A 21,409-nucleotide genomic window follows, 5' to 3' on the forward strand; every position below is an offset into this window, starting at 1 on the left:
CTAATCTCTCGGATAATTCACGCTCATAATATCCATGAAAGGCACTTTATCGGTTCCTTCGGCAGTCTCGACATGAACCCGCCCCGTTCGGGAATCCATCTTGACGATCTGTCCGCGAACCGCCTCCTCGCGTCCCCAGACCGTCAGCAAGATGACGGAACTCTCTTGATACGCCTCCGTTAGCTGATTGCCCAGCTCTTCCAGCACGAACTCGTCCCGCGTAGGACGCTTTGGAATTTTTGCTTTCGCCATAATGTAATCCTCTTCTCTATCCGCGACCTATCGTCCGAATCTCGCAATAGGCAATAGTATACCATGAAGCGCCTACAGAAACGAAGCAAAACCGACATTTCTTCCTCGACAAACTTTTCCTCTATCAGGCGAAGCCCGACAAGACGAAATAAGAGTATAAACCACTTTCACAATGTCGCGACATGAGAAGGATAGAACAACGATGATGGGGGAAACATGACGTGAAGAATAGCCAGGATTTCCGTTCGCTCGAACTCATGCTGCGCGAGTACGGACATAACGGGCACTCCCACCTTTATTTTTCGGGAGACAAGCGGTTATTTTGGGCGAAGAGCGGCAAAGCGGTTATCGTATACCGCGATTATCATAACCGAAGCGTTGTCCTTGGCGATCCGATCGGAGAACCGGAAGACGTCAGCGCGCTGATCGGCGAGTTTGCGAACGCCTGCAAGAAGCAGCGTAGAATCCCCGTCTTCTATCAAGTCAAGACTGCGCTGCTCCAGGATTACCGGAATTCCGGCTTGAACCTGGTCAAACTCGGTGAAGAGGCACGGATCGACCTGGAAGGCTTCCATACGAACGGCAAGGCATGGGTCAAGCTGCGTACGCGGGTAAACAAGTTCGAGCGCAACGGCTGCCGCCTCGAAGTGCTTCGTCCGCCTTTCGCGCCGGACTTCATGGCGGAACTCGCGGCGATCTCGGCGGAGTGGCTCGGCAAGCGTAAAGAGAAAAGCTTCTCTGTCGGTGCATTCTCTGAGAAGTACGTGCGTCGTTTCCCGATAGCCGTCCTCCGCGAAGAAGACGGATCGATCGTCGCCTTCGCTACGCTAGGAGGCGGGGAACATAGGCCAAGCGAGCTTGCGGACCCTGCGTCCGCTCATTTGACGATCGACCTGATGCGCCATCGCGCGAGCTGCGCTCACGGTACGATGGACGTGCTGTTCATCCTGCTGCTGCATTGGGCCAAGCAAGCGGGATACCGTGAATGCAGTCTTGGCATGGCTCCCCTTGCGAACGCAGGCGAATCGACGATCGCGCGGCTTATTTATAAATACGGGAACCGCTTCTATAACTTCAAGGGACTTTACGAATATAAAAACAAGTTCGGCCCGCAGTGGGACGACGTGTTCGTAGCCGCGCCGGCTGGCTCCATGCCGGTGACGATGCTGCTGCTCGCCCTCATGATCAATAAAGGCAAAGCGAACCATGCCGGCGCGTTAGCAGCCGAACCGGCCGCCATTCTTACGATGCCCGAAAACCGCGTTGTTGCCGAGATTGGCGAAATGCAAACGTTTCGGTAAAGAAGCTCGCAAGGTAGAAAACATGACGCTCGAACGTTTATCGCAGACAATTGCTCATGAATGATCAAAAAAGCCGGCCACCTAGGCCGGCTTTTCCGCGTTGGTTCCACTCATCTCTTCGCGTTCCCGCTTCCAGTCCTCATGCTGCTTCAGCACTCGCGCCCAGATCGAATCCCGTTCGTCATCCGTATAAGCGACGAAACGTTCGCCGAACACATCCGCGAGCAGCGCCTGCCAATCCTCCTTCTTCTCGACCAGCGTCGTCGTGCAGCCGTCGGCATCCCACGCTTTCCAGACGCAGCCCCGCAGCTCGTTCATCGCCCGTTCGCCGCGCTGCCGCACAAGGAACTGATTCATCCACGGCGAATCCGGCGATTGGCTGTAATGCGCGTGATTCGGGTGGAACAACGCAAGATCCGAGACCGGCTCCGGCGCGAAATCGACGCCGATATAGCCGTGATGCGGATCATGCTCCAGCCGCCAGCCGCCTTCCGCCACGGCCGAAGGCTTCAGCTCATACGTGAACGGACCTTGCGGATAGCGTCCGTACGCAAGTGGAATCGGTTCGAACGGCATATCGCCTAAGCCGACGTCAATGACATAGCGTCGGGCGCCTTCATCGTCCGGCCAAGCAACCGTCAAGCCTAAATGAAAATTGTTGACGCCCGCTTCCCGTCCGATCGGCTGTACGCCCGCGCGATGCCAGGCGACGTCGTAGCCGAGCGTGCGCAGCAGCGCGCTGAATGCGCCATTCAGGTGAAAGCAGTAGCCGCTTCTTCCGTTCGTCATCAGACCGACGGAATCGCGAAGCGCCATCGATACCGGCCGTCCGGTATAAATATCGATCGTCTGCCACGGAATGCGTTCGACATGCGCGCGATGCAGCGCGAACAGAAAGTCCTTCGTCGGCGCTTCCGCGCCTTCGAAGCCAAGTCGGCGTAAATACGCATCGGCTTCCGTACTCGTTAACATGGAAATTCCCCCTTGCGCGTGACCCGCTTATGATAAGATAAGCGTATTCGAAATCTGTCCTGCCCGTAATGGTCAGTTTGAAGTTATTTCGAAAGACAGCTTGGCGAGGTGATCGTTATATTCAGCTTCCATCTTCATGATAATAGCCATGCGCCGCTCTATCAGCAATTGTATGCGCAGCTGCGGGATCAAATACGGTCGGGATCGCTGCCATACGGCTCTCGCCTGCCTTCGGTGCGCGCGCTGCAGGCCCACTTCAATATAAGTAAGACGCCGATCGAAACCGCCTATCAAATGCTCGTCGCCGAAGGGTATGCCGTCAGCCGGCCGCGCTCCGGTCTGTTCGTCTTGAATGAGCTGCAGCCTTTGCTTCGGGAAGATGTCCTCCTCACGGAGGAAGCGGAGTCCCGCATGTCCAACATCCGGTCGGGGACGCAATCCAACCCGCTTCGCCATGCCGACCGCAATCCGCTACCGCCCGTCCAGCCAAGCCAAATCGTCGATTTCCGGGCGTCTCGCGTCGACGCTTCCGCCTTCCCGCTGCGTCTGTGGCGCAGAAGCGTGCAGGAAGCGCTCGAGCAGCACGCGTTGGAGCTCGGGGCATACGGCGATCCGCAGGGGGAGTACGCCTTCCGGGCGACTATCGCGGACTATCTGCGTCAGTCTCGCGGCGTCCAATGCGGTCCGGATCAGATCGTGATCGGCAGCGGCATCCGCTACGCCGCGTCCTTGCTCGTGAAGCTGCTTCACAACGTGGACACGCTCGCTTGCGAGGATCCGGGCTTCGCCCCGTTCCCCGACTATTTCCGCCGAAGCGGCAAGCAGGTGATCGCTTTGCCAGCCGAGCAAATCGCGGCGCAGATCCGTCAGTCCGATGCGGGGGCCGTCTACATAACCCCTTCGCACCAGTTCCCGACGGGCAGCGTCCTCTCATACGGCGACCGCGAGCGTATGCTCCAATGGGCGTATTCGCGAAATGCTTATATTATCGAAGACGATTACGACGGCGAGTTCCGTTATAGCGGCAAACCGATTCCATCGCTGCAAAGCTTGGACCGAAGCGGCCGGGTCATCTATATCGGAACCTTCTCGAAGGCGTTCTCGCCCGCACTGCGCATGAACTATATCGTACTTCCGCAGGAGCTCGTCTCGCGCATGAGATCTGAACGGCTTCCGCTGGACGCCCCTTCGCGCATCGATCAATGGGCGATGACGCGCTTTATCGAGCAGGGCCATTGGTTCCGCCATATTCGGCGAATACGCGGTTTATACGGCAAGAAGCATGACCGCCTGCTGGCGCGAATCCAGGAATATTTCGGCGATCATGCCGCCGTTACGGGACATAGCGCGGGTCTCCATATTCAAGTGACGGTAAGGACGAACGCGAGCAGCCGCGAGCTCATTCGATTGGCTGCCGAAGCAGGGGTTGCCGTTTATGACGATAGCAACATGCTTGTCGGTTCGGACAGCATTGGCGCGAACGATGCGCCGGTTATCTATCTCGGCTTCGCGGGCTTAATGGAAAAGCAGATCGACGACGGGATTCGCTTGCTGCGCGAAGCATGGGCAGGGATACTTGACGAATAGCGGAAAGGCCAGCATCGCGATGGATGCTGGCCTTTCTTCTTGCTAACGTACAATTGCTCTTACTCGACAACGTTTGCCGGCGCCGCCGGTTTCGTCGCCAGCTCGGCAATACGCTCGGCGGACAACGCTTCTTTGAACACGTACAGCTCATCGATCAGGCCTTGGTACGGCGTATCCCAGAAATTAACGCCAAGACCGAACGATGCGGCGTTGGTGGAGAACAGATTCGGGAAGCCCGCGCCTTCGTACTTCTGCACGCCGTCCACGAATACTTTCAACATGCCCGAATCAACCGTGAACGCGACGTGATGCCACTCGTTCAGCGGAATTCTGGATTTCGTCGTCCCGTCGATCCAAGGGCTGCTGCCGGACCAAAGCATGGTATTGTCGTCCGGCCCTTGCGGGGTAAGAGACAGCCAGCTGCCATCCGTGCCGCCGAAGAACGCCGTCGTATACTTGGTGAACGCCGTTGGATTCAGCCACATCGACACTGTATATTTGTTGCCGGTAATCAACCCTGCCGGGAGCTTCACGCCGGAATTGCCGTCGAAGACGGCAGCTTGGCCGACTACGCCTTCGGCGTAGTTGATCGTTCCGCCTGTATTGTTCAGGCGATTGCCCGTTACTGTACCGTCTGCGGACTTGCCTGCGGCATCCTTCAAATGGCTGTCGAAGTTGTAGTGGGCGCTCAGCCGGTAATTCGGGTCGTAAGGCGCGACCGTGACTTGGAACGTCTTCGTGGCGGTCTGCTCGCCCTTCTTAATCGTAGCCGTCAGCGTCGCGTTCACGCTTGCTGCGCCTTCCGCCGGCTGATGGATGGTGCCGTTGGCCTCGATGACCGAAGCGTCGGACGTCGTCCATGCGATCTCGGCGCCGCGCGCGCCAACTGCCGGAAGCGCCAGGTTGTCCTGCAGCTTCGACGTATCGCCAAGCGTAAGCGCGCTCGTGACGTTCGCGACAAGCTGATTGTCGGAGATGCTTGGCTGCTGGATGCCCCATACGCTCACGCCTTCTCCGGAGATCGCGGAGAACGTCATCGTCTCGCGCTGCTGGAATTCATCCCAGCCGCGGACGAACACGCCTTCATAGCTGACTTCGCCTGCCGTGATCGTCGCGCGGTAGCCGTCCTTCAGCTCCCATGTGCCTTGAATCGAACCGGATACGGTATGGTCGGCGTTCAAGCGGATGTCCACGGAATTCGCGATATCGCCCGAGTACGTCAAGCCGTGGTTGACCCATTTGTAATCGCCCGGAATCAACTGCTCGTTTACCGACTGCGCTTTCTCGCCCGTATAGCGGGTCGGCGCGACGACGAGCCAGCCATCCTTGTTCATGAACATCTGATGCACGCGAAGCTCGTGGAACTCGCCCTTTTGCGGGAAGCGCGTATGGAAGAACAAGAAATATTTGCCTGCCGCCTCGTCGTAATAGACCGAATTGTGGCCGGAGGAGACGTAGCCGTAGCCAAGACCCAGATCCGGATCGCCGATCTCCCGCTTGAACTGGAAGTTGCCGATCATTTTGGCACCGTGTGCCGCGTTGTCGGTCCTGTCGTCAGGCAGTACCGCAGGCTGCTTGTCCGTATCCACGTAAGGACCGTCGGGGCTCGTGGAGCGGAATTGGCGCATGTTGTAGCCGCCTGTCGCGCCGAGCCAGCCGTACGTGACGTTCAAGTAATAATACTTCGTGGCTTCATCGTATACGATGAACGGCCCTTCGCCGGACTTGAAGTAACCGCCCGCGATTTTCGTGCCGAAGTACCGGTCGATCATGCGGCCGTCCGCGGTGACGCCGTCCGTCTTGGGATAGATGGCTTTGCCCGTCGCAGGATCGATCTCGAGCAGGAAGATACCGCCCGACCAAGAGCCGTACGTCATCCACAGCTTGCCTTCCGCGTCCTCGAGAATCGTTGCATCGATCGCATTCGGATAGTCCTTGTTGTTGAACGTCCCATCGGCGTTGAACCAATTCGAGTTCGTTCCGTCCAGCTTTTGCGCATCGATTAAAGATTTGATGTTCGTGTTGTCCCACTTCTTGTCCACGTTGCTGTTCGCGTCTTTGGCCGAATCGCGGGTAAATCCGGAATAGACGAGCGTATCGGCATAAATATAAGGGCCTTCGATCGTCTTCGATACGGCCAGGCCGATCGCCGAGCGAATGTACGTCGAGGATGCGCTGTAATACATCATGTACGCGCCCTTCGAGCCGTCCGCGTTCACGTAATCTTCATTCCAGAACACGTCCGGCGCCCAGACGGCGAAGCCGCCTTTGCTATCGGCGTCGTTCTCGCCCGCCCATTTGAACGAACCTGCGAGATTAGCGGACAAGTCGCCGAAGATTACGTTGTTCGGCGTTGTATAGCCGTTCGTGAAGGTCGTCCAGTTCATCAGGTTAGTCGATTTGGCCGCTTCGATGTGCGAGCCGAACACGTAGTAGGTGCTGCCGTTCTTAATCACCGACGGATCATGCACGGACACGTTGCCGAAGGTCGGTCCTGCCGGCGTCGTAGGCGGCGTGCTCGTGCCCGGCGACGGTGTCGTTGGCGGCACGACGACCGGCACGCCTCCGTCCTTGCGGACAACCCGCTTGTCGGTCGATTCGATCTTGCCTTTGCCGGTGACCGAGATTTCCTTGTCCACATGGATCTCCAAGCCTGCGATCGATGCATGCTCCCCTATGCTGAGAGCAGCGGCGCCATCCAGTACGAGCTTGTTAATCCGTCCGCTCGCCAGATCCAGGTTCGGCGAGGATTGCGACAGCACCTTGACCTGTTCGAACTCGCCGCTGAGTTGAACGGAAGACTTCTCCGGAAGCGATGGGCCGAGTTCGACGGATTTGAAACCGCCGCTTGCTTGCGTTCCTTCCTCTTCCAGCTTTGCGCCGGACGAGAGCGTCGTGTTGTTCACGGAGGTGCCGCCCTTGCTCGCGATTCTGATTTTGCCGTCCGCCTTGTCGACGTTCAGCGATTGAATGGAAGCGTCTTCAAGCGTAACCGTATGCTCGCCGCCGCCTGTGACGTAAACCCGACCTTCGACTTTGACGTTATCCAGCGTCACGTCGCCATCTCCCACGCCTTCGGTAATGTACAGATTGCCCTTCACCGTCGTATCGCGCAGCGTTACGCCGTCTTGGCAGATCACCACGTTGCGGGTGCTCAGCTCGCCGAATTCACCGGCCTTGTTCAGCACCGAACCGGCCAGCTCACGGAGCATGACGATCGCTTCCGCCCTGCTGAGCAGATTAGCCGGTTTGAACGTGCCGTCCGGTAAGCCTTTGATGTAGCCTTCTCCTCCGAGCGCTTGGACGGCCGACTGGCTCCATGCGGGCAGCGAGGCTGCATCCTTGAACGCCGGCGCCGTGCCCGTTCCCGCTTGCAGCGAGAATACGCGAGCGAGCATGACGGCTGCTTCCGCTCTCGTCATCGTCGCGCTCGGGCGGACGCGTCCTTGATCATCGCCTTCCAGATAGCCAGCGGCAAACGCTTTCATAATTTCCTTATAAAAGAAGTCGCTCTCCTTGATATCGGCGAACGTCGCCGAGCCAGCGGTCGTGAATCCGAACGCGCGGTTGATCAGCGTCGCGAACTCCGCTCTCGTTATCGTTTGATCCGGCTTGTAATGCCCTTCGCCGTAACCGTTCACCAGACCGCTCGCGGCCCACTCTGTAAATTCCTTCTCCGACCAATGTCCGGCAAGATCACTTGCTGCGGCGGGTTGCGAAGTCTGCGCCGTCGTCTCCGAAGCCATTGCCGTCCCTGGCAGCAGCATAGTCATCGCGACCGTCGCGGCCGCGTATTTCTTCATTTTCGATTTCATCCGTTCGCGTCTCCTTTTATGTCGAATAACGATCTTAGCGTTGAGATGATGCCCCGATTTCACCTCCTGCTCAGCTGGCACAGTCTTAATTAAATTAATATTTGTATTACCTATAAACATATTACTTAACTAATAGAATAGTAACTGTAAGCGCTTATTAAAGTCAATAACATGTCGAAAAGTTTTTGTAGCGTTTTCATTAATCTTTACGCAAATTCATTAATGTTAAATGCACCGTGCGATTCTGAACGCAAATTTAGCCATGCAGTCAAAAGGTGCTCGCATTCATGAATACTTATCATTCTCTAGCAAAAAGAAATGATAGAATGTGTTTACTTATACGAGATTCAACTGTGCGAGGGCGTATAAGTGCCTGTTCAAAAAGCCTAGCCTGCTTCCTGCTCTATAGCTGACTTTTTGAACGATCTTCACAAAACACCGAATATGGGAGGAAAGTTGATGATGTTCTCCAATCGTAAAGTCCGAAGGTATTTAGCGGCCGCGCTATCGGCCCAGGTAGCCTTGGCGGCGCTGCTGCCGTTCTCCGTTCCCGCGATGGCGGAAGGCCCCGCCGATCCCGCGCCCGTCATCCAGCCCGCCGGCACCGCGAACGGGAAGAAAGTGCTGTTCGATAATACGCACGGCCAGACCGCCGGCGCCGCGGATTGGGTCATCGACGGCGGGTTTTCGGATTTTGGCAACGCGCTCGCCACAGGCGGCTATTACGTCAAGGAACTGCGCAAGGCAGCCCCTATCACCCTCGCTGACCTGCAGGACTATGATGTGTTCGTCATTCCCGAGGCCAACATTCCGTACAAGACGAGCGAGCAAGCGGCGATGCTGCAGTACGTTCAAGGCGGGGGCAGCATTTTCTTCGTCTCCGACCATTACAACGCCGACCGCAACAAGAACCGCTGGGACGCCTCCGAGGTGTTCAACGGCTATCGCCGCGGCGCCTGGTCGAACCCCGCGCAGGGCATGAGCGCGGAGGAAGCCGGCTCGGCGGCCATGCAGGGCGTCGCAAGCTCCGACTGGCTGGCGGCGAACTTCGGCGTCCGGTTCCGCTACAATGCGATCGGCGACGTCGGCGCTACGAATATCGTCGCGCCCGCCCAGGCGTTCAACATTACGAGCGGCGTGACCTCCGTCGCGATGCATGCCGGCTCCACCCTCGCCATCATCGATCCGAACAAGGCGAAGGGGATCGTCTATCTCCCGTCCACGACCGCCAAGTGGGGCAACGCCGTCGATCAAGGCGTCTATGCGGGCGGCGGAGTCGCCGAAGGCCCTTACGTCGCCGTCTCCAAGGTTGGCGCGGGCAAGGCCGGGTTCATTGGCGACTCTTCGCCGGTTGAAGATGTGACGCCCAAGTATTTACGAGAGGAAACGGGCGGTACGAAGACCACCTATGACGGCTTCAAGGAAGCAAGCGACGCGAAGCTGCTCGTGAACATGGTGAACTGGCTGGCGACGCCGGAGAGCTATACGTCGCTGAACCAGGTAGCCGGCCTTACGCTCGATCAACCGACGCCGCTGCTGGCGATCGAGACGCCGCAGACGTCCACCGAACCGCAAGCCGAGCCATGGGCCGCACCGGCAGCCGGCTACAAATGGTGGGATTCCGCCACGTTCAAGTCCGGCTCCTACGGCTACGCTTCGACTCCCGGCGGCGGAGGCGGCACCGGCACGAACGTCTTCATCTCGGAATACGTCGAAGGCAGCAGCAACAATAAGGCGATCGAAATTTATAACGGCTCCGGCGCCTCGATCAGCTTGAGCGGGTATACGATCGCGCAGTCCAACACGACGGCGACGATCAGCCTGAGCGGTACGCTGGCCAGCGGCGGCACGTACGTCGTGGCGAACGCGAGCGCGTCCAGCGCCCTATTGGCCAAAGCCAACTTGACCAGCGCCTCGCTCTCGTTCAACGGCGACGATGCCGTGACCTTGAAGCAGAACGGAACGACGATCGATGTCATCGGCACGGCCGGCACGTCATTCGGCGCGGATAAAACCCTCGTGCGCAAGAGCACGGTCGCCGCAGGCAGCACGTCATATGTCGCGACGCAGTGGGATACCTTCGCGACCGATACGATTACCTATCTCGGCGCGCATGCTGGCGGTACGTCGAACTCGGCGCCGACCGTCGCCGCGCCCATCGCGGATCGATCCGCAACGGCAGGCGGCGGCTCGTTCACGATCGATGCTTCGGGGACGTTCCAGGATGCCAACGGCGATGCGCTCACATTGACGGCGGCATCGAACAACACATCGGTCGCCACTGTCTCGGTGAGCGGCAAGACGCTGACCGTCGCACCGGTCGCCGTCGGCACGACCGCGATAACGGTGACCGCCAGCGACGGCAAAGGCGGCACGGCCAGCGACGCGTTCACCGTCACGGTCACGAGCGCAACCGCCGCTTCGCTGTCCGAATCGTTCGACAACGGAACCAAGACCGCCTACACGGCAGGCAGCGTCACGCTGGGCAGCGGCGCCTGGTATTTCGACAACGCGCTGATCGGCAATTCGACCTCCGATCAGAAGAATGGCACGCAGTCGGCACGGGTTAGATCGGCAGGCTCCATCGCCATGAGCTTCAACGCCGCCAAAGCCGTCAGCGTCAAAGTCAAGCACGCCAATTTCGGATCAGACACCGGCGCGACGTGGAAGCTGCAGAAGTCGGTCAACAACGGCTCGACGTGGACGGATGTATCCGCCTCGTTCAGCAGCACGGCCTCCTTGACGGAACAGACCATCGCCGTCAACGAGACCGGCGCGGTGCGCTTCCGCCTTCTCGTCGCGGGGACTTCCGGCAGCCGTCTGAATTTCGATGATTTCCAGATCGTGAACTAAAGATAGCTGATACACGAAGAAGAGGCCGCGACGCTCGTCTATGCAACAACGACGAGCACGCGGCCTTTTCCTATGGTTGGTCGTAGATGATCTCTTCCAGACTTTCGGACAATCCGGCCGGGATTCGATAGCCCACATTCGTGTTCTCGAGCCGAACGAGCAATCCGTTCTGCTCCTCCTCGGTTCGTTGAATGTTCAAGTGGAACTCGCGCGAGTTCCCGTTATCCAGCTGAACCGTCATCTGAAAATACGCGCCATAATCGATGGCGCCGGCCATTTCTTCTGCCTCGTTAACCGCACGCGCGAATGCCGCGATCGATTGTCCGTCGTCGAATATCCGTTCCGTGAACGGCTTCCGCTCATCTTCCAGACAGCTCTGAATGCAGGTTAACCGAACGTCCGCGATTTGTTCGACATCCAGAACCGGTTCCTTGCTGCACCCTGTCAATATCACGGTCAGCGTTAGAACCCATACTGACGCAGCCACCAGCCATCTCATTGCTAACTCCCTCCTTCTAGTGAATACGATTCCGCCCACCTCCTGCCCTCCCGCGTCCCGTCGACGGCGACGAGCTCGGATGATTCGCTCAGCGCTAACGCAAACACCCCTGCACGGTTCGCAACCATGCAGGGGTGTTCGCTTGCCGCATGCAACAGACGGTGCGACTTTACTGTGCGGACGCGAGCTCGCGAATCGCGCCGTCCTCTTGCCCGACGATCAGCTTGTCCGCCATATCGATGAACAGACCGTGCTCCACGACGCCGGGAATGCCGTGCAGCGACAGCCCCAATGCCCGTGCATCCTCGATCGCGCCGAAGTGGCAGTCGACGATCAGATTGCCGTTGTCCGTGCGGTACGCGCCGCCGTCCTTCTGGCGGATCACCGGCTCGCAGCCAAGCGCGGCCAGCTTGCGGAGCGTCAGCTCATGAGCGAATGGGATCACCTCGACCGGCAGCGGGAATTTGCCCAGCCGTTCGACGACCTTGCTCGCGTCGGCGATGATGATTAACCGTTGGCTCGAAGCCGCGACGATCTTCTCGCGAAGCAGCGCGCCGCCCCCGCCCTTGATCAAGTGCAGCGCCCCATCCGCCTCGTCGGCGCCGTCGATCGTGACGTCGATTGCCTCGACCTCTGCGAACGGCACGATCGGAATTTGAAGCGATACGGCTAGTTCCTCGGACTGCACAGACGTCGCCACCGCGCGAATCCGCAGACCCTCGGCGACTCTACGGCCGATCTCCACGATCGCGTAATAGGCCGTCGAGCCGGTCCCCAGCCCGACGACCATGCCGTCCTTGATTTCCTTCACGGCTTCCACAGCCGCCAAACGTTTCGATTCCACTTGCGCTTCCTCCCTATATCGCTACGATTCCTCTATTCTACCTCGTCTTCCCCGACGAAGCCAGAGAAAAGGCAGCAGCGCAAACACCAGCACCAGCAGCAGCGCGAGGAGCAGCGCCGGTCCGAACCCGCGAGTTAGCCGATCGCCCAGCATGCTATAGGCGATGGTGACCGGGGCCGTGCCGATCACAGTCGCTCCGATGTACGGCAAGAATCGCACGGACGACAAGCCTGCGGCTACGCTCGTCACGTCGAACGGGACGACCGGAATGAGCCGCAGGGTGAAGACGGTGATGAAGCTGCGCTTCTCCAGCCGCTCCCGCCACGCCAAGATGCGGCCGGTCGGAGCCGAGAAGAGACGGCCGCCGAACTTGCGAGCCAAGACGAACACGAGAATCGAATCGCACGTGAACCCGATCATCGTGTAGACGGTTCCCCGGACGGGCCCGAAGGCGAGGCCCCCAGCCAAACACAGCACGGTCGCCGGGAAGAACAGCAGCGGTCGGATCGTGTACACGATGATATAGATGAGCGGCGACCAAACGCCGAAAGACAAAATATGCCGCTTCACGCCCTCCGGCGTGAAATGGAAGTAACGGTGATTCAGCAGCCACAGCGCGGCGGCGAGCAGCAGGAACGCCGCCGCTTTGACGATTTTCATGTTGCCGCTCCTATCGGTTAAGTTCGATTAGTCCTTCATATCGTTCCCAACCGAACCGGCATCTAACGGGAGCGGCGCCATTTTCAATCATCAGATCGGCACATGGGCCCGCCCCGCCAACCAGCCCCTCGCCAAAAAGGTTCAGGATTCCGCTTGGCCAGTCGCCTCCTTCAGCGCCTCGATATAAGCGACCGCCAGCTTGGACAACGCAAGATTGCGGTGACAGATCCAGCCGACTTGAATCGTCTCATCACAATCGAGCGGCACTGGAATGATGGCATTGCCGTTCAGGTCGGCGCTAAGCACGCCCGTCGAGATCGTGTAGCCGTTCAAGCCGATCAACAGGTTGAACAGCGTCGCGCGGTCGCTTACCCGGATTCGCTTCGGGTAGGTCAAGGTGCTCATAATTTCCTCCGCGAAATGAAACGAATTGAACTCTCCCTGCTCGAACGACAAATACGGATAGTCCTGCAGTTGATCGATCGTCACGCTCCGCTGCTTCGCCAGCGGGTTATGCACGCTAATGAAGATATGCGGCTTCGCGGTAAACAAGGGATGGAATACCAAATTTCCCGCCTTCAATAGCGACTGGATCACTTTCGAATTGAAATCATTCAAATACAAAATGCCGATCTCGCTTCGCATCGTCCGGACATCCTCGATAATCTCGTGCGTCTTCGTCTCCCTGAGCGCCATCTCGTATTGCGACTGCCCGTATTCCCGGACCAGCGAGACGAACGCATTCACCGCGAACGAGTAATGCTGGGTCGATACGGAGAAATGCTGCGGCGACGGCTTCGCGTCCATATAGCGGCTCTCCAGCAGCTCCGCTTGCTCGACCACTTGTCTCGCGTAGCCAAGAAACTCGGTCCCCTCCACCGATAACGAGATGCCCTTGTTCGTCCGCTCGAAAATCGTGATGCCGAGCTCTTCCTCCAAATCCTTGATGGCGTTCGACAAGCTCGGCTGCGAGATAAACAATCGCTTGGCCGCCTCGTTCATCGAGCCCCTGCGGGCGATTTCGATGACGTATTTCAATTGCTGCAGCGTCAACTGAATCCACTCCTCCGGCGGCATTCATTTGCAGACCGCGTATAGGTTAATAGCTACCATTATACTGACATCAAGAAGCAATGGGGACATGTGAACTTAAATTTTTTGAATTTCCCATGTCACCGTACTTGCTTTAACGCAATAAACTACTGAGGTGAAAGCGAGGCGAAAGCCCATCATTCCTCATGTTATTGGAGGCTATAACAACATGTCGACAACTGTAGTGGTACCGCAGAGCTATGAGCCGAGATTGAATCTGCTTCAGACCGAACGCGCCATTAAAGAGGTCAAAGATTATTTCGAGGGGGCTCTTGCGAATGCCCTTCAATTGACGCGGGTATCCGCTCCGATCCTGCTGAAGAACGGCAACGGGATCAACGATAACCTGAACGGCGTTGAGCGGATCGTCTCGTTCGATGCGCCGGCCGTCAAGGATGCGCAGCTGGAGGTCGTCCAGTCGCTGGCGAAATGGAAGCGCATGGCGCTTGCCCGATACGGAATCCCGGTCGGCGAAGGACTCTACACCGATATGAACGCCATCCGGCGCGACGAAGCGCTTGACAACCTGCACTCCTTATATGTCGATCAATGGGACTGGGAGAAAGTTATCGCATACGAGAATCGGACGCTCAATACGCTGAAAGCGGAAGTGCTGAAAATCTACGCGGCCGTTCGCCAAACCGAAGCGCATATTTGCAGCCGCTTCCCGCAGCTGACGCCGATTCTTCCGGAGAAATTGCAGTTCATCACGACGCAGGAGCTGGAGACGCTCTATCCAGACCTGACGCCGAAGCAGCGCGAGGACGCCATCGCCCAGCAATACGGCGCGGTATTCGTCATGCAAATCGGCGGCCTGCTGCGCTCCGGCGAGAAGCATGACGGCCGCTCGCCCGACTATGACGACTGGCAGCTGAACGGCGATATCGTCCTGTGGTACCCGGTATTGGAACGCGCCTTCGAAATCTCCTCCATGGGCATCCGCGTCGACAAGAATAGCCTTCTTCAGCAGTTGGCCGAAGCGGGCGAAGAGGCTCGTCAATCGCTGGAGTTCCATCAAGCGATCCTCAACGGCAAGCTGCCCTATACGATCGGCGGCGGCATCGGTCAATCCCGGCTGTGCATGTTCCTCCTGCGCAAAGCGCATATCGGCGAGGTGCAGGCTTCGGTCTGGAACGATGAAGTGCTCGCAGCATGCGAGGCAGGCAATATCCCGTTACTATAAAGCTTGGCTCCTTAAAGCCATACAAAAAAAAGAAGCAGGCCTTATCCTCAGGCCTGCTTCTTCGCGTTCTGCTTGTTCCATATTTTCTTCTGCATGATCAGCGTGACCATCGCGATAATGCCGGACAGGCCGAGGCTGATAAAAAATCCCCAGCGGATATCCGATTCCAGCACGACGCCGATGACCGCCGCCAGCAGCAGCGCGAGCCCGATGGCCGCGAACGTCTTGTCCTTCGCTTTCAGCTGGAGCACCTTGAGCGCGGAGACGATAATAAAGCCCCAGTTATACATCTGCATGATCCCCGCAGCCGTTGTGATGTAGGCGTATATTTTGCCAGGCAGCAGCAGCGCCGTCACGATGGATACCGAGATCCCTGCCGTGGCGAGCGCCAGCGAAGGCAGCGGAAGCTCCCGGAATTTCAGCTTGCGCTCGAACAGCTTCGGCGCATCGCAGTCTTTGGCCAGCGTGACGAGCAAATTCGTAACCGCGAACAGCGAGGCTGTCATCGTCGAGAACCCGGCGGTCACGATCGCCGCATTGAAGACATGCGGGAAGAACGACAGATCGTAGCTCTTTAGCGCCGTGACGAACGGACTTTCCTTCTCGCTGATCGCGTCGTGCGCGACCATGAAAGTGACCAGACCGATCGAGATCACATAGATGATCGTCAGCCCGATCAGCATGACGCTGCCGGCCTTCGACGCCTCCTCCTTCTTCTTCAGCTGCATCGACATCAGTCCGATCGTCTCGATCCCGCCGTAAGCATAGAACGCATAGATCAAGGAAGACCAGAATCCCCGGTAACCACCGGGTGCGAATGCATGCCAATGATCCGGCCAACCCGGCCTGGCATCGCTGCCGCCATGAATCCAGCCGAATAACGCCACCGCGGCCAGGATAATGAACATGAAGATCGCGGCCGTCTTCGTCACGGCCAAGATATTCTCGACCTTGTCGAAGCCTTTCGTGCCGAGCAGCACGACCGCGATGGCCAGCACCGCATAGATGGCGGCGAAGACCCACAGCGGAATCTTAGGGAACCAGAACTGCGACATCAGTCCGAGCGCCGTCAACTGGCTGCCCATAATCAAAATTTTGGAGCTCCAATAGTTCCAGCCGCTCCCGAAGCCGGCCCACTTCCCGTACGCTTTGCCCGCATAGTAACAGAAAGACCCTTCCTGCGGGTCTTCGCCGGTCATCTTGGCCAGCAAATGGAACACGATATACGTGCCGGCCGCCGCGATGATGAACGAAGCGACCATGGATGGACCCGTCATCTTGATCCCGATTCCGGAACCAAGGAAGTATCCGGTCCCGATCGTGCAGCCGATGCCGAGCAGGGAGAGCTGCCACCAGGCCAGCTCTCCTTGGCTTTTGTTGTCCCCGGGTTTCGTCGATGACTTGGAAGTTTGGGACATTGTTTGCACCGGCCTCTTAGCGGTTCATGTCCGTCAAGCCGGGGCTATGCTCGTTCGGCAGCTCCGGATTGTACGGCAGCGGGTAACCCGGAGGCGGTGGCACGACCTGCAGCTCTCCGCCGCTGCGGCTTGGTGATTCGCCGTTGAAGACTTCGGCAATACGCGTGTCGTCAAGACGGAAATTGAACAGCGCGTTGTTGAAGCCCATATCGATGTATTTGCGGCATTCCGGGTATTTGTTCAAGTCGTAATTCGGCACCGGGAACAGCTTGCCCCACTCGACGCCGAGCTTCTCGAGCGCTTTGGCGAACGCGTTCTGATGCGCGTTGTCGCGTACGATCAGGAAGGCAAGCGTCTCGCGAAGCGTTTTGTTCGCGCTCATCTCATAGATGCGCGACTTCTGCAGGACGCCGGTGGATTCCAGTACGAGATTGTCCATCAAATCGGCAATCAGATTGCCGTGCGCATAGACGTAGCTGCCCTGCCACGGCAACCCGGCCGCGTCGACCGGCAGCGAGCTTTGCGCCCCGACGATGAAGTGATGCGGATTGGCATGCTTGACCGATTCGTCCAGCGGAGCGCCATCGACGCCGGCGTTTCCCGGCAGCTCTTCGCCCGTGCCCGTAAGCAGCTGGTTGATCGTGTTCTGGACCAGCTCGACGTGCGCGATTTCCTCCAGGAAGATACCGCGGACCAAATCCCGGAATTCCGTGCGGTTACCGCGGAAATTGCTGCTTTGGAAAAAGAACTGCATCATCGTGCGCATCTCGCCGAACCGTCCGCCGAGCGCTTCCTGCAGAACCCGGGCCGCGGCCGGATCCGGCTTGTCCGGGACGATGATATTAATGAGATCTTCTTTGTAAAAATACATGCTTATTCCTCCCTAAAGGTAATGGACCGAAACCGACGTTCTATTTTGCTTTGTTGGCGGTCACCTTATGCCCGTGATAATCCGCTCATAAAACGGCGACGAACTCGCCATTATACTTAAAGGCCTGATTGCAGCCGCGACCATGAGCACGGCGGGCATTTTCCGACACAAAAGGAGGATTACGGGTGAGTTTTCGAAAGTACGCGGCCATAGCGGCGCTGGCCTCCGTTCCGCTCATGATGACCCTTGGGAATTCCATGCTCATTCCCATTCTTCCGGAGTTGGCTCGCGAGTTGGATGTCCAAGCCTTCCAGATTAGTCTGATCATTACTATTTATTCGGTCGTGGCCATTATATTGATTCCGATCGCGGGCTACTTATCAGACCGGTTCGGACGCAAGAAGGTCATGATCCCCGCTCTGACGTTGGCCGCCGCCGGCGGGCTGTTGTCCGCGCTCGCCTCTTCCATCGGCGACGGATCTTACATGCTCGTCATGGTGGGCAGATTCATTCAAGGCGCCGGAGCCGCAGGAGCCTTTCCGATTGTATTTCCGCTTACCGGAGATCTGTTTAAGGAGGAAGAAGAAGCCAGCTCGGTACTTGGGCTGGTGGAGACCTCCAACACGTTCGGCAAGGTGCTAAGTCCGATATTGGGCTCGCTGATCGCTTTATGGGCGTGGTACATGCCGTTTTATGCCATTCCGGTGCTCAGCATCATATCCGCGGCCATGATTTTGTTTCTCATCCATACGCCCAAACAGGAAAGCGACGAAGAGAAGCCGAAGTTCTCCGCGTTCCGGAAGCAGATCAAAACCATTTTTAAGAACGAAGGAAAATGGTTGTCGGGCGTGTTCATCAGCGGCGGCGCCGGCATGTTCGCCATCTTTACCACGCTCTTTTACTTATCCGAACAGTTAGAGACGCAATACGGGTATAAAGGCGTGTTGAAAGGCTCATTGCTGGCCATTCCGTTGTCTGCTTTGTGTCTGGCGTCTTTCCTTACGGGCAAATGGATCGGCGAGAAGAAAACGCTCATGAAATGGTTATCGGTTGGCGGCATGGCGCTTTTGTCCGCCACCTCGGTGCTGTGCGCCATTTCTCCACCTGCCACGCTTGTGATGTGGTTCGTCTGGATCGGCATCGGCTCCATCGGCATTGGCGTCATGCTCCCTTCTATGGATGCGCTCATCACCGAAGGCATTGAGAAGGAACAGCGCGGTACCGTGACGTCGCTATACAGCAGTATGCGATTCATCGGCGTGGCGGCAGGTCCGCCGCTCGCGGCCCTGCTGATGAAAAACGGCGCGAGCCCCGTTTTCTGGACGGTCGCCGGCGTATCGCTCTTTACCGTGGTCTCGATTCTGTGGCTCATCAAGCCTGAGTCGGAAGCCAAGAAGACGAAAGGCGGCGGCGCCGATCGTTTCGAACCGAAACGACAAAGCGCACCGGCCGCGAACAAAATGACGTAAAAATTCAATAAGACAGACAAGAGACCATGGCGCTGCTATGGCCTCTTTTTATTTATTTGGGGTAAGCCGTCTATAGACTGCGCGTGCAAGGCAATACTTGATGACGAACCGGACATTCATAAAGGAGTGCGAGAATGGGTATTCTGAAAGGAAATCCGAAAGACCAGCCGCTGCATTACGGCGAAATTTTCAACTTATGGACCTACTCGGCAAGAAAAAAATCGGCCATCTCGACGTATCAGCTTTATCTGTCGCACGCGGGCGACGATGACCTTAAACATCTGGTGGACAATCTCTTGACGCAGGCGCGGCAATCCGCGGCGGAATGCGACGAGCTGCTCATCCATAACGGCCACCTGCCGCCGCCGGCGCTTCCCGAGCGGCCGCCGGTTAAGCTGGAGGATATACCAGCGGGCGCGCGCTTGACCGATCCGGAGATCGCCATAGCCGTCGGCGACGATATCGCAACCGGACTTGTCGCCTGCAGCCAGGTCATCGCCAGCGCCATACGTCTGGACGTCGGTGCGCTGTTCGTCAAATATCACGCGCTGCATCTTGCATCGGCAGCCGCGGCGCTGGAGCTTAGCAAAGAAAAGGGATGGCTCATCCCGCCGCCCCTACAGATCCAGCGGCCGGAGCATTAATCTCGTTAACATCAAGAAGGGGGTGTCCCAAAAGTCATCAAAAGATGACCTTGGGATACCCCCGTTTTTTAAAAACAATGTCTGGGTTACCGCACCCACTGCGCGGTCACATGTTCTTCCGATCGCTGTTGTTCCCGGATTCCCTGAATGTAATGGGCGAAGGTAGGAATCCGCTCACAAAGGCGAACGCTGACGCTTCTCCAGAATCATGCGACCTGCTCCGTTTTGGCTAACCATTCATTAAAATTTCAAAACAAAAGAAGCCTGTCCTTGTTAGAATGGAAGTACCACCAACCATCTAACCAAAGGAGAGGCTTCTTTTGTACAAAGAATATACCATGGACCAACTGTCCTTGCCAATGGACTTGCAAGAAGATATCCCTCAAAACCATCTCGTTCGCATCGTCAATGATGCGGTCGACCGCTTAAATATGAACCTCTTCACCAAGGCCTATCCCGGCGGCGGTCGGGACAGCTACCACCCCAAAATGCTGACGAAGATCATCATCTACGCTTACACGCAGCGGATTTACTCCTCACGCCAAATTGCCAAAGCCGTTCGGGAGAACATCATGTTCATGTGGCTGGCTGCGCGGCAGCGCCCAGACTTCCGCACCATTAATCGCTTTCGTTCCGAGCGCATGAAAGACGTATTGGAATCCATTTTCACCGCCGTTCTTCAGTTTCTCATCGAAGCGAAGTACGTCAAACTCGAGCATTACTTCGTAGACGGGACCAAGATTGAAGCCAATGCGAACCGCTACACCTTCGTCTGGGGTAAGGCGGTCATTAAACACAAAATGAAACTGCAGGAGAAAGTACAGACCTTGTTCGCGACCATCGAAGAAGCGGAGAAGCAGGAAGATCAAGTCCTCCGCGGTCTGGATCTAAGTGAGCTTGGTGAAGCAGCAGACATGACGAGCGAAAAGCTGGAACATGCGGTGCAGCAGCTCGAACAACGACTCGAAGCGAAACCAAAGGACAAGCCGCTCAAGAAAACAGTTCGCATCCTTCGTAAAGACCTGCTGCCGCGACTCCAAAAGTACGAATCCCAGCAAACCATCTTGGGGAGCCGCAACAGTTTCAGCAAAACAGATCCAGACGCCACCTTCATGCGCATGAAAGAAGACCATATGCGAAATGGTCAGCTCAAACCCGGCTACAATGTACAGATCGGAACCGAGAACCAATTCATCCTAGGGTACAGCGTTCACCATCGTCCAACGGACACCAGATGCCTGAAGCCGCATCTGGAGAAAGTGAAACACGCATTAGGTGTACTACCTGGCACGATCATCGCGGACGCCGGCTATGGCGGAGAAGAGAACTACGCGTACCTGGAGCAAGAAAACGTGGAAGCCATTGTGAAGTACGCAACGTACCATCGCGAGAACACCAAGGCTTGGCAGCAAGACGTGAGCAAACTAGATAACTGGACGTACACCGCTGAAGAGGACAGCTGGGTATGTGTGGCGGGACAAACGCTTACCTTCCGCAGAGAAAGCAAAGAACGTACGGAAAGCGGTTATGAACTTCGCCACCGTCATTACCGTAGTGCCAGCTGCGAAGGATGTCCGCTAAAAGTAAACTGCACAAAGGCAGCTGGTGACCGCGAGATTAAAGTGAGCTTGGATTATCTTCGCTACAAGCAACAGGCACGTGAGCGCTTGAAGAGCGAAGAAGGCTACGCACTCTCGGTTCGACGAATGCATGAACCCGAGAGCGTATTTGGACAGATGAAGAACAACCGGGGATTCCGAAGATTCCTGCTTCGGGGCTTGCCAAAAGTGAGCCTGGAGGTCGGGTGGCTTTCGCTCGCCCATAATTTGCTGAAGAAAGCCGCAATGGACCGAAAATGGCAAATGGCGTCACAGGGATAAGACCCTGTAACGCCATTTTTTGTGCAATTGGAGGCCATTCGCGAGTTAGGAGTCACTTACTTCAACCCT

At 57.2% G+C, this 21,409-nt stretch carries 16 protein-coding genes; 7 read left to right on the forward strand and 9 right to left on the reverse strand.

Annotated elements, in window-relative coordinates; genetic code table 11:
* Entirely contained in the window at window positions 1-252 is a 252-nt protein-coding gene (locus ACFSKT_RS04460) for a YolD-like family protein (RefSeq protein WP_377720592.1), read from the reverse strand.
* A 221-nt stretch (window positions 253-473) separates the two neighbouring features.
* On the opposite strand from ACFSKT_RS04460, the gene ACFSKT_RS04465 reads away from it, so the two are divergent.
* The gene (locus tag ACFSKT_RS04465) at window positions 474-1,553 is read left to right on the forward strand and encodes a phosphatidylglycerol lysyltransferase domain-containing protein (RefSeq protein WP_377720593.1); all 1,080 of its coding nucleotides are present in this window, start codon (window positions 474-476) and stop codon (window positions 1,551-1,553) included.
* Between the two features lie 81 nt (window positions 1,554-1,634).
* On the opposite strand, the gene ACFSKT_RS04470 is transcribed toward ACFSKT_RS04465, so the two are convergent.
* Entirely contained in the window at window positions 1,635-2,525 is an 891-nt protein-coding gene (locus ACFSKT_RS04470; RefSeq protein WP_377720594.1) for an arylamine N-acetyltransferase family protein, read from the reverse strand.
* A gap of 108 nt (window positions 2,526-2,633) precedes the next feature.
* Between ACFSKT_RS04470 and pdxR the strand changes: the two genes are divergently transcribed.
* Window positions 2,634-4,112 carry a MocR-like pyridoxine biosynthesis transcription factor PdxR gene (gene pdxR / locus ACFSKT_RS04475; protein ID WP_377720595.1) on the forward strand — a complete coding sequence of 493 codons (1,479 nt, stop codon included), beginning with the start codon at window positions 2,634-2,636 and terminating at the stop codon, window positions 4,110-4,112.
* A 59-nt stretch (window positions 4,113-4,171) separates the two neighbouring features.
* Here the strand turns inward: pdxR and ACFSKT_RS04480 are convergent, their stop codons facing one another.
* Window positions 4,172-7,927, reverse strand: coding sequence for a LamG-like jellyroll fold domain-containing protein (locus tag ACFSKT_RS04480; RefSeq protein ID WP_377720596.1), 3,756 nt, complete (start codon window positions 7,925-7,927; stop codon window positions 4,172-4,174).
* A gap of 462 nt (window positions 7,928-8,389) precedes the next feature.
* On the opposite strand from ACFSKT_RS04480, the gene ACFSKT_RS04485 reads away from it, so the two are divergent.
* Window positions 8,390-10,780 carry a lamin tail domain-containing protein gene (locus ACFSKT_RS04485; protein ID WP_377720651.1) on the forward strand — a complete coding sequence of 797 codons (2,391 nt, stop codon included), beginning with the start codon at window positions 8,390-8,392 and terminating at the stop codon, window positions 10,778-10,780.
* Between the two features lie 70 nt (window positions 10,781-10,850).
* On the opposite strand, the gene ACFSKT_RS04490 is transcribed toward ACFSKT_RS04485, so the two are convergent.
* From ACFSKT_RS04490 to ACFSKT_RS04505, 4 genes are all read right to left on the reverse strand, one after another.
* Window positions 10,851-11,279, reverse strand: coding sequence for a YhfM domain-containing protein (locus tag ACFSKT_RS04490; protein ID WP_377720597.1), 429 nt, complete (start codon window positions 11,277-11,279; stop codon window positions 10,851-10,853).
* A 169-nt stretch (window positions 11,280-11,448) separates the two neighbouring features.
* Complete coding sequence (gene rpiA / locus ACFSKT_RS04495; RefSeq protein ID WP_377720598.1) at window positions 11,449-12,123, reverse strand: ribose-5-phosphate isomerase RpiA; 675 nt, start codon at window positions 12,121-12,123, stop codon at window positions 11,449-11,451.
* A 21-nt stretch (window positions 12,124-12,144) separates the two neighbouring features.
* Window positions 12,145-12,783, reverse strand: a complete 639-nt coding sequence (locus ACFSKT_RS04500; RefSeq protein ID WP_377720599.1) for a TVP38/TMEM64 family protein — start codon at window positions 12,781-12,783, stop codon at window positions 12,145-12,147.
* Between the two features lie 141 nt (window positions 12,784-12,924).
* Entirely contained in the window at window positions 12,925-13,836 is a 912-nt protein-coding gene (locus ACFSKT_RS04505) for a LysR family transcriptional regulator (RefSeq protein WP_377720600.1), read from the reverse strand.
* 208 nt (window positions 13,837-14,044) lie between these two features.
* Here ACFSKT_RS04505 and asnA point away from each other — a divergent pair, with 208 nt between their 5' ends.
* Window positions 14,045-15,058, forward strand: coding sequence for an aspartate--ammonia ligase (asnA, locus tag ACFSKT_RS04510; RefSeq protein ID WP_377720601.1), 1,014 nt, complete (start codon window positions 14,045-14,047; stop codon window positions 15,056-15,058).
* Window positions 15,059-15,105: 47 nt separating this feature from the next.
* On the opposite strand, the gene ACFSKT_RS04515 is transcribed toward asnA, so the two are convergent.
* Both ACFSKT_RS04515 and ACFSKT_RS04520 read right to left on the reverse strand, forming a co-directional pair.
* A complete protein-coding gene (locus ACFSKT_RS04515) occupies window positions 15,106-16,476 on the reverse strand; it encodes an amino acid permease (RefSeq protein WP_377720602.1) in 1,371 nt (456 codons plus the stop codon).
* A 16-nt stretch (window positions 16,477-16,492) separates the two neighbouring features.
* Complete coding sequence (locus ACFSKT_RS04520; RefSeq protein WP_377720603.1) at window positions 16,493-17,347, reverse strand: manganese catalase family protein; 855 nt, start codon at window positions 17,345-17,347, stop codon at window positions 16,493-16,495.
* Between the two features lie 185 nt (window positions 17,348-17,532).
* On the opposite strand from ACFSKT_RS04520, the gene ACFSKT_RS04525 reads away from it, so the two are divergent.
* From ACFSKT_RS04525 to ACFSKT_RS04535, 3 genes are all read left to right on the forward strand, one after another.
* Complete coding sequence (locus tag ACFSKT_RS04525; RefSeq protein ID WP_377720604.1) at window positions 17,533-18,816, forward strand: MFS transporter; 1,284 nt, start codon at window positions 17,533-17,535, stop codon at window positions 18,814-18,816.
* Between the two features lie 134 nt (window positions 18,817-18,950).
* On the forward strand, window positions 18,951-19,460 hold the full coding sequence (locus ACFSKT_RS04530; protein ID WP_377720605.1) for a DUF3231 family protein: 510 nt from the start codon (window positions 18,951-18,953) through the stop codon (window positions 19,458-19,460).
* A gap of 320 nt (window positions 19,461-19,780) precedes the next feature.
* On the forward strand, window positions 19,781-21,340 hold the full coding sequence (locus ACFSKT_RS04535) for an IS1182 family transposase (protein WP_377776306.1): 1,560 nt from the start codon (window positions 19,781-19,783) through the stop codon (window positions 21,338-21,340).
* Window positions 21,341-21,409: the final 69 nt, after the last annotated feature.

Source organism: Paenibacillus xanthanilyticus (assembly GCF_042682185.1).
GTDB classification, from domain to species: Bacteria; Bacillota; Bacilli; order Paenibacillales; family Paenibacillaceae; genus Paenibacillus_Z; species Paenibacillus_Z xanthanilyticus.